This is a genomic window from Donghicola sp. XS_ASV15, assembly GCF_041224595.1.
Classification (GTDB): Bacteria; Pseudomonadota; Alphaproteobacteria; order Rhodobacterales; family Rhodobacteraceae; genus Donghicola.
This window is the reverse complement of record NZ_JBGFGN010000119.1, coordinates 19,036-33,224: the sequence shown is the minus strand read 5'-3', so window position 1 is coordinate 33,224 and position 14,189 is coordinate 19,036. Positions and strand designations below refer to the sequence as shown.

The window sequence follows — 14,189 nt, the reverse complement described above, 5'->3', positions numbered from 1 at the left end:
AGAGCCGCCCAGCGCGCAGTCTGACCCAAGTCCTTAACCATCCGCAAATTCACGCCGCCAAAACGCACGTCAGGCGCAACGTCATGACGCAAGCCATACGTCAGCCAGACGTGATCCAGACCAGACATTTCCGCAGCGTACCCCGTCAACACTCTCAAAATTTGCAATCGGGCAAAAAAATACCCAGAGCAAAAGCCCTGGGCGAAAGTTCGAGTTCTGGAGGCGAAACTAACGAGTTTCGCAAGTCAAACGCCGCGACCACTACCGGGATTATCTAAGTGGTTTAAGGCGCTCTTCCTAAGTCATTGATACCAACGCCCCCGCCGTGCCACCACATGCCCGATGGGCCAATCGGCGCTCTCTTTGGGCGACATGCCCTACCCCCTCGGATACCCAAGAGCTCAGCGCAGAAGCCCGTCTGACAACGTCACCGTCCGGTCCATTTTCCCAGCCAATTCAGGGTTATGCGTGGCAATCAGCGCCGCCAAACCGGTCTCGCGCACCAGATCCATAAGCGCATTAAACACCCGCTCACTGGTCCCCGGATCAAGGTTGCCCGTCGGCTCGTCCGCCAGCAAAACCTTGGGCCCATTCGCCAGCGCCCGCGCGATCGCAACCCGCTGCTGTTCCCCGCCCGAAAGCGCCGCCGGACGGTGCGTCATCCGCCCTTCTAAGCCCATGTGAGTCAGAAGGTTCTTTGCCTTTTCTTCAGCAACCTTGGCGCCCACGCCGTTTGCAAGCTGCGGCAAAACCACGTTCTCCAGCGCCGAAAACTCCGGCAGCAAATGGTGGAACTGGTACACAAAACCCAAGTCCCCCCGCCGCACCCGCGTCCGCTGCCGGTCACTGGCGCCAGTCACATCCTGACCGCCCACAACGACCTGCCCCGCATCGGGGGTATCCAAGAGCCCCGCGATGTGCAGCAAGGTCGATTTTCCTGCCCCGGACGGCGCGACCAAAGCCACGACCTCACCCGCGTCCAACGTCAACTCTGCCCCGCGCAAAACGGCCACTTCGCCGGGCTCGCCCCGCTTGTAGACTTTCTCGATCGCGCTTAGTTCCAGTGCCTTACTCATAGCGCAGCGCCTCCACTGGGTTCATCCGCGCCGCGCGTCGGGCCGGGAAAATCGTCACGACAAAGCTCAGGCCCAAGGACAGGAACACCGCGCTCAGCACATCCGCCAATTCAAGTTTGGCAGGCAGGTTATACAAACCGCGAATTTGAGGATCCCATACCCCACCGCCCGCAACGTAGTTAACGAGCGAAAAGATCGGGTCGATGTAAATCGCGAAGAGACATCCAAGGATCACGCCGGCGATCGTCCCCAGTACGCCCGTGAACGCCCCACACAGGAAAAATACCCGCAGAACGGCACCTTCGGTCAGGCCCATTGTGCGCAGAATCCCAATGTCACGACCTTTGTTTTTCACAAGCATAATCAAGCCGCTGGTGATGTTCATCGCCGCGATCAGCACGAGGATCGAGAGGATGACAAACATTACGTTGTCCTCAACCTCCAGAGCCTGCAAAAAGGCCCCGCTGGCATCGCGCCAAGTCCAGATCATTGCTCGGTCCCCGGCGGCTTGAAACACAGGCAAAACCATCGCTTCGACATCCGAGGGCGTGTCGAGCATAACTTCGATCTCGTCAGCGGCTTCAGGAGAGTTGAAATACGCTTGAGCTTCGGCAAACGGGAGGTAGGCGCGCGTGCGGTCCACGTCATATCGACCCGCCGTGAAAATGTAGACGACCTCGTAGGCTTTGACTCGAGGACTAGTGCCAAAGGCGGTTTTCACACCATTCGGCGAGATGAGCTGCACTTTATCCCCAACAAACAAGCCCAACTCCCGCGCAACTCCGGAGCCGATCGCGATGCCGTCTTCGAACCGGTCCAATGTGCCGACGGCCTCTTGAGGGTTGGCGATACGAGGGATGCCTTGCAGATCGGCCGCGCTGATACCAAAGACCTCGACCCCTGCATTCCGGCCCCGCGCGCTCGCCATCACCTGCCCCTTCACCAAGGGGGCCGCGTGCACAACGCCAGGCACTGCGGCAATGCGCTCTGCCATCTCAATGTAATCTTCAATCTTGCGACTGGTTGCGCCGGTCTCAGAGACCTGCATGTCCTGATAGACCGTGATATGCGCATTTGCCCCTAGGATCGTATCCACAAACTCTTCGCGGAAACCGGAGCGTACGGCCAACGTCGCAATCAAAGCAAAGACCGCCAGCGTGATCCCCAGCAAAGAGATCCATGTCATGACACTTACGCCCCCTTCGGCGCGTTTGGCGCGCAAGTACCGCCAAGCAATCATGAATTCAAAAGGAGCAAAGGGAGGTGTGGTATGGGCCATGAGGTTCCTCGACAGTTCGCGCGTAGATGCGCAAATCGCGCCTCGCGGGTCAAGTCACGCCGCCGTGGGTTTCTTTCGTTTCCGCCAAGGTCGGAAAAGCTTGCCGATGACCGATGCTGCGCTCGCCCCAGATAATGCACCAAAGATCGCGAAGAGCCCGCCCTCGATCGTCAAGGGAACCGCGGGTTGATAGTCCTCCCACGTGCCTGCCAGAATCTTTTCATCGAACATAAAATGTAGATCGTAGAATCGCGTGAAAGGGCCGGCGTACCGCAGTGCGCTATAGGCATCGTTCAGCTCTTCGTATCGCGAGATTGTCCGCCGCAAATCTGCCTGCCGCCGTTGCAAAAACGGCGATCCATTCATCTCGTCCAAGGCTTTGTGGCGGGACATGCCAAAGGTCGCCGCCGAACGGTCAAAGTCGCGCACCACAGTCGACAACTCTTCGACCGCGCCGCCTAATCGCTGGAGGTATTGTTGCGAAAACTCGGGAAATTGCGAAAACCCTGCTCCCGAAACAATACCAAGACTGACCACAAAAGCCCTTAAAAACATGACCCGTTCGCGTTTGAAACTGACCCGTAGGCATATCGGATCGTATCCAAAAATGCGACCAGAGAATTATGCAAAACCGACGATGTCAGCGCTCTTGGTACCGATTTGGCGGAAATTTGCGATGCGTTCGGCGGGGGGCCGGCCTAGTCCGTAGCTTTGCGAATCAGTGGGGCATGAAAAAAGGCTCCGGCAGAGCACCGGAGCCTTTGACTGCATTCGATAACAGACCTTACAGGCCCTTGGGATCGGGATGTTTCGCGTAGATCTCTTTGATTTTTTCAACCGCGGCTTCGGGTGACAGCTCTTCGCTCTCGCCAGTACGGCGGCTGGTCAGTTCGACAACACCGTTTTTCAGGCCACGCGGACCGATGGTGATGCGCCAAGGCAGACCGATTAGATCCATCGTTGCGAATTTCGCACCCGCGCGTTCTTTGCGGTCGTCATACAGAGGCTCCAGACCGGCTGCTCCGAGCGCCGCGTAGAGGCTTTCGCAAGCGCCGTCGGTCTCTTCGTCACCTTGCTTTAGGTTCACGATGCCCACGTGGAACGGGGTTACGCCCTCGGGCCAAATGATGCCGTTTTCGTCGTGGCTGGCTTCGATGATCGCACCCAGCAAGCGGCTGACGCCGATGCCGTGGCTGCCCATGTGAACGGGAACCTTGTTGCCCTCGGCGTCCTGAACGGTCGCACCCATGGCGTCCGAATACTTGGTGCCGAAGTAGAAAATCTGGCCAACTTCGATCCCACGCGCAACGCGGCGGCGCTCTTCGGGGATTTCGTTGTAGACGGCTTCGTCGTGGGTCTCGTCCGTGCGCGCGTAGCGGCTGGTAAACTCTTCCAGTACGGCCTGGCACTGCTCTTTGTCCGCGAAATCGATCTCGCGGTCGCCAAAGGTCAGATCGGTGATCTCGGCATCGTAGAAGACTTCGGATTCGCCGGTGTCCGCCAGAACAAGGAATTCGTGGGTGTTATCGCCGCCAATCGGGCCGGAATCAGCACGCATCGGAATCGCCTGCAGGCCCATGCGCTCGTAGGTGCGCAGGTAGCTAACAAGGTGACGGTTGTAGGCGTGCAGCGCGTCCTCTTTGGTCAGGTCGAAGTTGTAGCCGTCCTTCATGTAGAATTCGCGGCCACGCATCACGCCGAAACGCGGGCGGACTTCGTCGCGGAATTTCCACTGGATTTGATAGAGCGTCAGCGGCAGATCTTTGTAGCTGCGCACGTAGCTGCGGAAGACGTCGGTGAACAGCTCTTCTGCGGTAGGCGAGAACAGCATGTCACGGTCGTGACGGTCCTTCATCCGCAGCATTTCCTGACCATAGCCGTCATAGCGACCGGACTCGCGCCACAGATCCGCCGACTGAAGGGTGGGCATCTGCATGGGGATGTGGCCGGCCTTGATCTGCTCGTCATGGACGATGTTTTCGATCTTGCGCAGGACTTTGAAACCCAGCGGCAGCCAGGAATAGATACCGGCGCTGGTTTGCTTGATCATACCGGCCCGCAGCATCAGGCGGTGGCTGACGATCTGCGCGTCGGCAGGCGTCTCCTTGAGCACGGGCAGGAAGTAGCGGGACAGGCGCATGGAACCCTCGGAACAGTGATTTCGTTTTGCAGGGGTTTAAAGCGCCAAACGCCCCTTGGAAACAGCTAAGTCGGGCCGGACCCCGCCAAACCGGCGCTGCGCTTGCATAATCACGCCGCTTCGGCGAAAACCTGAATGATCGATCGGAGGATGACCCATGGCTCTACCTGCAAAGCAACAGGCAAAATACTGGGGAATCGCCGCCGTCGTTTTCTTTGCCATTCTTTGGGTGCTTGGGGACACGCTGTTGCCGTTCTTTGTGGGCGCGGCTGTCGCCTATTTCCTAGATCCAGTTGCCGACTGGCTCGAAGAACGCGGGTTGACGCGCGCGATGGCAACTGTGGTCATCACTTTGGTCGCTATTTTGGTGTTTGCAGCGGCAGCGTTGGTCATCATCCCGACCATGGCCGAGCAAGCCGTAAACCTGTTCAAAACCGCGCCAGAGATTATGGACCGCCTGAAGTCGAGCCTGACGTCGCGCTTCCCAGAGCTGATCGCCAGCGGCAGCCCCGTGCACAACGCGCTGACCGCCGCAGGGCAGACCATTCAGGAAAAAGGCGGCACGCTGCTCCAAGGCGCCCTCTCCTCTGCTGCATCCCTGCTGAACATCGCTATGTTCTTTGTCGTGGTGCCAGTGGTGTCGTTCTATCTTCTTTTGGACTGGGACAACATGATCGCCAAGATTGACGACCTGTTGCCCCGCGACCATGCACCCATTGTGCGCAAGATCTTCAACGACATTGACGCGACACTCGCTAGTTTTGTCCGCGGCCAAGGCACAGTCTGCCTGATCCTTGGCGCATATTATGCGATTTCGCTGATGATCGTGGGCCTGAACTTTGGCCTCGTCGTGGGATTCATCGCGGGCATTGTCAGCTTTATCCCCTATGTGGGCGCAATCGTGGGCGGCGTCTTGTCCATCGGTCTGGCGCTATTCCAGTTTTGGGGGGACTGGTGGATGATCGCCGCGGTCTTTGCCGTGTTCCAGGTTGGCCAGATCCTAGAGGGCAACGTGCTGACTCCCATGCTCATCGGCAATTCGGTGGGTTTGCACCCAGTCTGGCTCATCCTTGCCCTGTCTGTCTTTGGCTCGATTTTCGGTTTCATCGGCCTTCTGGTTGCTGTACCGCTGGCGGCCTCTCTTGGGGTGGTGATCCGTTACATCGCCGCACAATACAAAGACAGCCGCCTGTATCGCGGCCTGACCGGCAGGGACGCACCGTAACCGATGGCACGCCAGCTTAGCTTTGATCTGCCAGTGCGCCCCGCTTTGGGCCGAGAGGACTTCTTTGTCTCGCCCGGCAACGCGATGGCGGTTGCCCTGCTGGATGGCTGGCGCAATTGGGCGGGTGGCAAGCTGGTGCTGTATGGCCCCGAGGGCTCTGGCAAAACCCACTTGGCGCATGTGTGGGCCGAAACAACCAACGCCACGATCCTGAACAGCCGCGATCTGGCGGGGCTCGACATTCCGTCGCTGGCAAAAAACCACGTCGCGATCGAGGACATCTCGGCGATTGCGGGTGACCGCGCGGCCGAAGAGCTACTGTTCCACCTGCACAATCTGGTCCTGGCCGAGGGCAATCGCCTGCTGTTGACCGACACCCGCCCCGCGCAGGTCTGGGGCCTGACGCTGCCCGATCTACAGAGCCGGATGCAGGGCGCGCAGTCCATCGGCCTAGAGGCCCCCGATGACGCTCTGCTGACCGCCGTCCTGACCAAGCTGTTTGCTGACCGCCAACTGTTCCCCAGCCCCGACACGATCACCTATTTGCTCCGGCATATGGACCGCTCTTTTTCCAGCGCGATCAAAGTGGTCGCCGCCATCGACAAAACCGGTCTGGAACAGAACCGCGCGGTCAATCGCAAGCTTGCGTCAGAGGTGCTGGACAAGCTACGAAACAGGTAATTTGATTAGGCCATAACACCCCAAGAGGACTTCTGATCGTGGACGTAGTTGATTTCTTGCACGCAGGCTTTTCAGAGCCTATCGAGCTGCCCGCCGAAGAGATCGAAGGCCCCAAGCGCCTCTATAACCGCGAACTGAGCTGGCTGGGGTTCAACATGCGCGTTCTCGAAGAGGCCGAGAACCCGCGCGTGCCGCTCTTGGAACGGCTGCGTTTCCTGTCGATTTCCGCCACCAACCTCGATGAATTCTACACCGTCCGCGTCGCTGGTCTGCGCGAACTGAAACGCGAGGGCAACACCACACCAGCCCAAGACGGCCTGACCCCGTCCCAGCAATTGAAGCTGATCGATGCGGACGCCCGCGACCTGATGGACCGCCAACAAAGCGCGTGGCGGACCCTGCGGGCCGAGATGGAAGAAAACAATTTGACCATCTACGACCGCGCCTCGTTGACCGAAGAGGACGAAGACTATCTGGCAGACGTCTTCCTCAATCAGGTCTTCGCGGTTCTTTCCCCTTTGGCAATTGACCCTGCCCACCCCTTCCCCTTCATCCCGAACACCGGCTTTTCGCTGGCACTGCAACTGGAACGCAGCCGCGATGGCAAAATCCTGCACGCCCTGCTGCCTATTCCCGCGCAGGTCCCCCGTTTCACCCGCCTGCCCTCCGAGCCTGACCAGTTCCGCTACATCCCGCTCGAAGAGCTGCTACTGCTCCATCTGAACCAGCTGTTCCCAGGCTACCGGCTCAAGGGGCATTGTACCTTCCGCGTGCTGCGCGACAGCGATCTGGAAGTCGAAGAAGAAGCCGAAGATCTGGTGCGCGAATTCGAAAGCGCCCTAAAGCGTCGCCGCCGTGGCGAGGTGATCCGCATGAAAGTCTCTGCCGGTGCGCCCAAGAACCTGCTCGACATCATCATGCGCGAACTCCACCTGAGCGACGAAGAGGTCATCGAAGTGGACGGCGTGATCGGCGTCTCTGACCTCAAGGAACTGGTGATCGACGACCTGCCACATCTGTTGTGGCCCAGTTTCACCCCCCGCGTTCCCGAACGTGTGACCGACCACGACGGCGACATCTTCAAGGCGATCCGCCAGAAGGACATGCTGCTCCACCACCCTTACGAGACGTTTGATATGGTGGTGCGTTTCCTCCAGCAGGCCGCGCGCGACCCGAATGTGGTGGCGATCAAGCAGACCCTTTACCGCACGTCCAAGGACAGCCCCATTGTCGAAGCGCTGTGCGAGGCTGCTGAGGATGGCAAATCCGTCACCGCCTTGGTCGAGCTCAAAGCCCGCTTTGACGAGGCTGCCAACATCCGTCAGTCACGCCGTTTGGAACGCGCGGGCGCCCACGTGGTGTATGGCTTTGTGGACCAGAAAACCCACGCCAAGATCAGCACCGTGGTCCGCCGCGAGGGCGACCAGCTGGTCACCTACAGCCACTTTGGCACTGGCAACTACCACCCGATTACGGCCAAGATTTATACCGACCTTAGCCTTTTCACATGCAACCCCTCTGTCGGGCGCGACGCGGTCAAGGTGTTCAACTACCTGTCCGGCTACGCCATGCCCGAGCACCTAGAAAACCTGTCGATCAGCCCCACCAACATGAAGGCCGACCTGATCCGCATGATCGGAGAGGAAGCAGAGAACGCCCGTGCCGGGCGTCCTTCGGGTATTTGGGCCAAGATGAATTCGCTGATCGAGCCTGACGTGATCGACGCTCTGTATGGTGCATCTCAGGCTGGTGTTCCCGTGTCGCTGGTCATCCGAGGCATATGCGGGTTGCGTCCGGGCATCAAAGGTATGTCAGAAAATATCCGCGTGAAATCCATCGTGGGCCGGTTCCTTGAGCATTCGCGGATCGCCTGCTTTGGCAACGGTCATGCTCTGCCCTCTCGGCAGGCGCGGGTGTTCATGTCCTCGGCCGACTGGATGGGCCGCAACCTGAACCGCCGGGTGGAAACCTTGATCGAGATCGAGAACCCCACCGTGAAGGCACAGATCGTCGATCAGATCATGGCCGCCAACATGGCCGACGTCGCCCAAAGCTGGGTCATGGGCCCAGATGGCAAGTTCCAGCGCGCCCACCTCGAGGAAGGGAAGTTCGCCTTCAGCTGCCATCGCTTCTTTATGGAAAACCCTTCGCTCTCTGGTCGCGGGTCCGCCGGCGCCGCAGATGTTCCCAAACTGACGCACACAGAAGATTGACCTCTGCGGGCGCTTTCCCCAAGGTGCCTCGGATAAGACCTGTTAACTATTTAGGTTCCGACTAATGACGACCAGCCAACCCATGTTTGGCGACCACGCGGTTTTCGCGCGGCCGTTGATCATCGATCCCCAAGCCCGTGCAATGTCCAAGGTCGGGGTCGTGGACATCGGGTCGAACTCGGTCCGTTTGGTGATTTTTGACGGTGCGGCCCGCAGTCCTGCCTATTTCTTTAACGAGAAGGTCATGTGCGGCTTGGGCAAAGGATTGCTGGAAACCGGCATGCTGAACCCCGAAGGCAAGGTCAAAGCACGCGCGACTCTCCACCGGTTTCAAGCGTTGGCCCGCAGCATTGGCTGCGCACCATTGCATGTGGTCGCGACCGCCGCCATGCGAGAGGCCATAGACGGCCCCGAATTCAAAGAGCAGATCGAATCCGAAACCGGCATGACCATCCATGTGGTCGACGGCACCGAAGAAGCGCGCTTGTCCGCACAGGGTGTGCTGCTGGGATGGCCCGGTGCCTATGGTCTGGTGTGTGACATTGGCGGCTCGTCGATGGAGTTGGCCGAAATCAGCAAGGGCAAGATCGGGAAATGCGTGACCTCGCCCCTTGCTCCGCTGAAGTTGCAGGACATTGAGGGCGGCGTCAAAGCACGCCGCGCCCATATCGAAGAGACTCTGGATCAACTGCTCGAAGAGCTCGGGCCCCAGCACGACCGACTGTTCCTCGTCGGCGGGAGCTGGCGCGCCATCGGGCGCATCAACATGGAGCGGATGAACTACCCGTTGCACGTGCTGCACGAATACCGGATGACCTGCCCCGAACTGATGGAGACCCTGGACTTCATCAAGGATCACAAAGACCTAGAGGGTCTGCGCAAGGCCTGTGGTATTTCTAGCGCACGTATGGCTTTGGTACCTTTGGCCGCCGAAGTTCTGGAAGCCGTGGTCAAACGCCTCGATCCCCATGACATTGCGATCTCTAGCTACGGCATCCGCGAAGGGCTGCTGTACGAACAAATGCCGCAGGACCTGCGCGACCGTGATCCTTTGATCGAGGCCTGCCGGTTTTCGGAAATCAAAGATGCTCGGATGCCCGGCTTCGGGAAGGTTCTGTTCAGCTTCATCTCACCGCTGTTTCCGCAAATGACGCCGGAAAAAGCGCGGATCATCAAGGCAGCTTGCTTGCTGCACGACGTCACGTGGCGCGCGCACCCTGATTATCGCGCCGAAATCTGTTTCGACAATTCGACACGCGCGAACCTTGGCGGTCTGTCCCACAGTGAACGTATCTATATCGGCCTTTCGCTGCTGTACCGCTACAAGAACAAGCCAAGCGCCAGCCAATTTGATGTGCTCGCCCCCCTGCTGAGCGAAGAGGACACCCGAGAGGCGGAAGTTCTGGGCAAAGCCATGCGGTTCGGCGCGATGCTCTGGATGCACAAGGACCGTGCACCTGGGAAATTCAAATGGGATCCTCAGGCAAAAGAGCTCAAGATTATCCTGCACAAAGACGCCGTTGATCTTTACTCCGAAGTGGCGGCCGCGCGTCTGGATTCGCTAGCGAAGTCACTAGACGCCACACACGAAGTCGTCATCCAAGATTAAATGTCGGTCGGCCCCATTGGCGCAGCCTGTGGGGCATCTGGCGCGTCAGGCATCGGCTCTTTTCGGCGCAGGATAATGTCACCGTTCGGCAGCTTTTCCGGTGCGTGGTAGTCGTTCAAATCCCCGATCTTATCCGCCAGATCACGTAGAGCAGGCCCCATCGCCATGACCCAATCGCGCATCTCCGGCGCCATTTCGCGCGCTTTGTCCTTTAGGCTTTCCACGGTCGGATCAACCTCTTCGCGAAGGCCGTCAAAGATCATCCCAAAGCCGCGCTGCATCCGTTCGAACCCGCTTTCGGGTTCGGCAGGGTCAGCTACACTCTGGTCTTGCGCCAGTGCCGAAAACGGCAAAAGCATCAGGGTCGCAACAATCAATGTCTGTTTCATGCCCTAAAATATAGGCACCGCCCAACATCATTCCTAGTGCGTCAGAGTCCGCGTTCTGCGCGGATCGTTTCCCATGCGCGGTTGATCGCCTGCATACGGCCCTCGGCCAGCTTGATCGCCTCTGGCGGAACGCCGCGCGCCATCATTTGATCGGGGTGCGCCTCTCGGACAGCTGCGCGCCACGCGGCCCGCACCTCTGCATTTTGCGCATCATGCGGAACATCCAATACGTCATAGGGGTCCGCCTCTGCCCCCGGCACAAATCGTGACTTGAGCGACGTGAACCGGCGCTCATCCAGCCCCAGAATTTCTGCGACACGGCGCAGGAAAGCATCCTCGGCAGGGTGGTAGGTGCCGTCCGCCATCGCAATGTGGAACAGCCCCTCCATCAAATCGCAAAGAGCGCTGGATTCGGAATCGAACATCGCCCGAATGCGTTGTGCATATTCCTCGAACCCGGCGACATCTTGGCGTGCCAGATTGAATAGCCGCGCCGCGTTGGCCTCTTCAGACGGATCGATGTGGAACACCTCGCGAAAGGCCGTCACTTCATCGCGCGTCACCAGACCGTCTGCCTTCGCCATCTTGGCCGACAGAGCGATCACCGCGATCGTAAAACCCACCGTCCGCTCAGGCGGCGTGCGCAAATGTTCGAAAACAGCAGAAAGCCCCTCCCCCTTGGCAAGGGAGGCCAGTGCTTCGGAGATGCGGGTCCAGATCGACATGGCGGGCAGACTACCTTTGAACGCAGAACTTGTCAGGCCGCATTCACAGGAATTTCTGCATCAGCACAAGGTCCATCCACCGATCAAATTTGCGCCCCACCTGCGGCAACCGCGCGACCTCGGTAAATCCAATCGCTTTGTGAAACGCCACGCCTTCGTTGTTTTCACCGCTCACACCCGCAAACATCGAATGGCACCCTTCGCTCTTGGCCACCGCCATCAAGGTGTCCATCAACGCGCGCCCCACACCCTGTCCGCGCGCAGGCTCTGCCAACATTACAGAGTGCTCTTTGGTGTGCGCGTAACCGGGCCCGCCGCGAAAGGCGAAACAGGTCGCAAAACCCAAGAGCGCTCCGTCCGCCTCGGCCACGACAAAACAAGGCCCTCGCGCCGCAATATCAGCCGCGATGCCGTCTTCTGTCTTTTCCAATGTGGTAAATGTCACTGCCGTGTCGCGGATAAATCCGTTCCACAATTCGGCAATGGACGCTGCATCAGCCGCGCATGCCTGCCGCACCGAAAATTGCATACCGCCAACCGGTCTCTTTCTTGGGCAAAATACCCTCGGGGGTGAATTGGCGCAGGATGCGCCAAGAGGGGGCAGACAGCCCCCTCTCAGCAACGCTAGCCTCAGGCGCGCGCCTCTTCAATTAGGCGCAGAATATCCTGAGCTGCTGTCGGAATATTCGTGCCGGGACCGAAAATGGCCTTCACACCTGCCGCCTTTAGGAAGTCATAGTCCTGCTGGGGGATCACACCGCCGCAGATGACGATGATGTCACCGGCGCCCTGCTCTTCGAGCACCTTGATCAGCGCGGGGGCGAGTGTCTTGTGACCCGCCGCTTGCGAGGAAATCCCGATCACGTGCACATCGTTGTCGATCGCGTCCTGAGCGGCCTCTTCCGGGGTCTGGAACAGCGGACCTACGTCCACGTCGAACCCAATATCGGCAAAGGCAGTGGCGATGACCTTGGCACCACGGTCGTGACCGTCCTGCCCCATCTTCACCACCAGCATACGGGGGCGGCGGCCTTCCTTCTCGGCGAAATCCTCGACCGATTTCTGGATCGCTGCGAACCCTTCGTCACCCTCGTAGGCCGCGCCATAAACGCCAGCCAAGGTCTTCACTTCGGCACGGTGGCGGCCAAACTCTTTCTCCATTGCCATGCTGATCTCTCCGACAGAGGCACGAGCACGGGCTGCTTCCACAGCCGCCTCGAGCAGGTTGCCGCCCTCTTTGGCGCGGCGGGTCAGTTCTTCCAGCGCGGCTTGGCAAGCTGCCTCGTCACGCGATGCGCGGATGCGCTCCAGACGCGCGACCTGAGCTTCGCGCACCTTAGTGTTGTCGATCTCCAGAATGTCGATCGGGTCTTCTTTGTCTTTGCGGTACTTGTTCACGCCGACGATCACCTCGTCGCCGCGATCGATGTCCGCCTGACGGCGGGCTGCGGTCTCTTCGATGCGCAGCTTGGGCATGCCCGACGCAACCGCCTTGGTCATACCGCCCATCTCTTCGACTTCCTCGATCAGCGCCCAAGCCTTCTCGGCCAGTTCATTGGTCAGGCTTTCAACATAGTAGCTACCCGCCAGCGGATCGACGACGTTGGTGACACCAGTCTCTTCCTGCAGGATCAACTGGGTGTTCCGCGCGATGCGGGCGCTGAATTCAGTGGGCAGCGCAATAGCTTCGTCCAGCGCGTTGGTGTGCAGCGACTGGGTACCCCCCAGAACCGCCGACATCGCCTCGTAGGCGGTACGGATCACGTTGTTATAGGGATCCTGTTCCTGCAGCGACACGCCAGAGGTCTGGCAGTGGGTGCGCAGCATTTTCGAACGGGGGTTCTTTGGCTCGAATTCATCCATGATACGCGACCAAAGCAGACGCGCCGCGCGCAGCTTGGCAGCTTCCATGAAGAAGTTCATGCCAATCGCAAAGAAGAACGACAGACGGCCCGCGAACTTGTCCACGTCCATGCCACGCTCAATCGCAGCGCGCACGTATTCGCGGCCATCGGCCAGCGTGTAGGCCAGCTCTTGGACAAGGTTCGCGCCCGCTTCCTGCATGTGGTAGCCGGAGATCGAGATGCTGTTGAACTTGGGCATCTCGTTCGAGGTGTACTCGATGATGTCCGCGATGATCTGCATCGAAGGTTCAGGCGGATAGATGTAGGTGTTGCGGACCATGAATTCCTTCAGAATGTCGTTCTGAATAGTTCCCGCCAGAACCGACTTATCGTGGCCCTGCTCTTCGCCCGCGACGATGAAGTTCGCTAGGATCGGGATCACCGCGCCGTTCATAGTCATCGACACCGACACCTTGTCCAGCGGGATGCCGTCGAACAGGATTTTCATGTCCTCGACACTGTCGATGGCCACACCGGCCTTGCCAACGTCACCCACCACACGGGGGTGATCCGAGTCGTAGCCGCGGTGGGTCGCAAGGTCGAAAGCCACCGACACACCCTGCTGACCAGCCGCAAGGTTCTTGCGATAGAACGCGTTCGATTCTTCGGCCGTCGAGAAACCCGCATACTGGCGGATCGTCCAAGGACGGCCTGCATACATGGTCGCTTTCACACCACGGGTGAAGGGCGCGAAACCGGGGGTGCCGCCCATGTGAGGCAGATCGGCCGTGTCCTCTTCGGTGTACAGCGGCTTGACCTCAATCCCTTCCAGCGTTTGCCAGTTCAGGTCATCAAGGGGGCGTCCGCGCAGTTCCTTTTCGGCCAGTGCGCGCCAGGCGTCTTTATCTTGGGTCATCTGTCCGTTCCTCCAATCGACGCGGGCCAGTCACAATCGGATCATCCCGCGGAAAAAAGCTTCGTAATCGGGGACATCGCCCCTATCTCTAC

Annotated in this window: 12 protein-coding genes; 4 read left to right on the top strand and 8 right to left on the bottom strand. The window is 59.3% G+C overall.

Features of this window, described 5'->3' with window-relative positions:
- Positions 1 to 401: 401 nt before the first annotated feature.
- The 4 genes from AB9K37_RS06490 to proS all read right to left on the bottom strand — a co-directional run bounded on the left by AB9K37_RS06490 (position 402) and on the right by proS (position 4,495).
- Positions 402 to 1,076, bottom strand: a complete 675-nt coding sequence (locus AB9K37_RS06490; protein ID WP_369836178.1) for an ABC transporter ATP-binding protein — start codon at positions 1,074 to 1,076, stop codon at positions 402 to 404.
- Complete coding sequence (locus tag AB9K37_RS06485) at positions 1,069 to 2,355, bottom strand: lipoprotein-releasing ABC transporter permease subunit (protein ID WP_369836176.1); 1,287 nt, start codon at positions 2,353 to 2,355, stop codon at positions 1,069 to 1,071. The genes AB9K37_RS06490 and AB9K37_RS06485 overlap by 8 nt, the downstream gene beginning before the upstream one ends.
- 54 nt (positions 2,356 to 2,409) lie before the next feature.
- Positions 2,410 to 2,910 carry a DUF2937 family protein gene (locus AB9K37_RS06480; RefSeq protein WP_369836174.1) on the bottom strand — a complete coding sequence of 167 codons (501 nt, stop codon included), beginning with the start codon at positions 2,908 to 2,910 and terminating at the stop codon, positions 2,410 to 2,412.
- 229 nt (positions 2,911 to 3,139) lie between these two features.
- On the bottom strand, positions 3,140 to 4,495 hold the full coding sequence (proS, locus tag AB9K37_RS06475; protein ID WP_369836172.1) for a proline--tRNA ligase: 1,356 nt from the start codon (positions 4,493 to 4,495) through the stop codon (positions 3,140 to 3,142).
- A gap of 157 nt (positions 4,496 to 4,652) precedes the next feature.
- On the opposite strand from proS, the gene AB9K37_RS06470 reads away from it, so the two are divergent.
- From AB9K37_RS06470 to AB9K37_RS06455, 4 genes are all read left to right on the top strand, one after another.
- Entirely contained in the window at positions 4,653 to 5,720 is a 1,068-nt protein-coding gene (locus AB9K37_RS06470) for an AI-2E family transporter (RefSeq protein ID WP_369836170.1), read from the top strand.
- A 3-nt stretch (positions 5,721 to 5,723) separates the two neighbouring features.
- A complete protein-coding gene (locus tag AB9K37_RS06465) occupies positions 5,724 to 6,401 on the top strand; it encodes a DnaA ATPase domain-containing protein (protein ID WP_369836168.1) in 678 nt (225 codons plus the stop codon).
- A gap of 38 nt (positions 6,402 to 6,439) precedes the next feature.
- Positions 6,440 to 8,614, top strand: a complete 2,175-nt coding sequence (locus tag AB9K37_RS06460; RefSeq protein WP_369836167.1) for an RNA degradosome polyphosphate kinase — start codon at positions 6,440 to 6,442, stop codon at positions 8,612 to 8,614.
- 64 nt (positions 8,615 to 8,678) lie between these two features.
- A complete protein-coding gene (locus AB9K37_RS06455; RefSeq protein WP_369836166.1) occupies positions 8,679 to 10,223 on the top strand; it encodes a Ppx/GppA family phosphatase in 1,545 nt (514 codons plus the stop codon).
- Here the strand turns inward: AB9K37_RS06455 and AB9K37_RS06450 are convergent.
- The 4 genes from AB9K37_RS06450 to scpA form a co-directional block, all read right to left on the bottom strand.
- Complete coding sequence (locus tag AB9K37_RS06450; RefSeq protein WP_369836164.1) at positions 10,220 to 10,612, bottom strand: hypothetical protein; 393 nt, start codon at positions 10,610 to 10,612, stop codon at positions 10,220 to 10,222. The genes AB9K37_RS06455 and AB9K37_RS06450 overlap by 4 nt on opposite strands.
- A 41-nt stretch (positions 10,613 to 10,653) precedes the next feature.
- Complete coding sequence (locus AB9K37_RS06445; protein WP_369836163.1) at positions 10,654 to 11,337, bottom strand: TerB family tellurite resistance protein; 684 nt, start codon at positions 11,335 to 11,337, stop codon at positions 10,654 to 10,656.
- Positions 11,338 to 11,380: 43 nt separating this feature from the next.
- Positions 11,381 to 11,866: an N-acetyltransferase family protein gene (locus AB9K37_RS06440; RefSeq protein ID WP_369836162.1), complete on the bottom strand. Its 486-nt coding sequence runs from the start codon at positions 11,864 to 11,866 to the stop codon at positions 11,381 to 11,383.
- Positions 11,867 to 11,967: 101 nt separating this feature from the next.
- The gene (gene scpA / locus AB9K37_RS06435; RefSeq protein WP_369836161.1) at positions 11,968 to 14,097 is read right to left on the bottom strand and encodes a methylmalonyl-CoA mutase; all 2,130 of its coding nucleotides are present in this window, start codon (positions 14,095 to 14,097) and stop codon (positions 11,968 to 11,970) included.
- Positions 14,098 to 14,189: the final 92 nt, after the last annotated feature.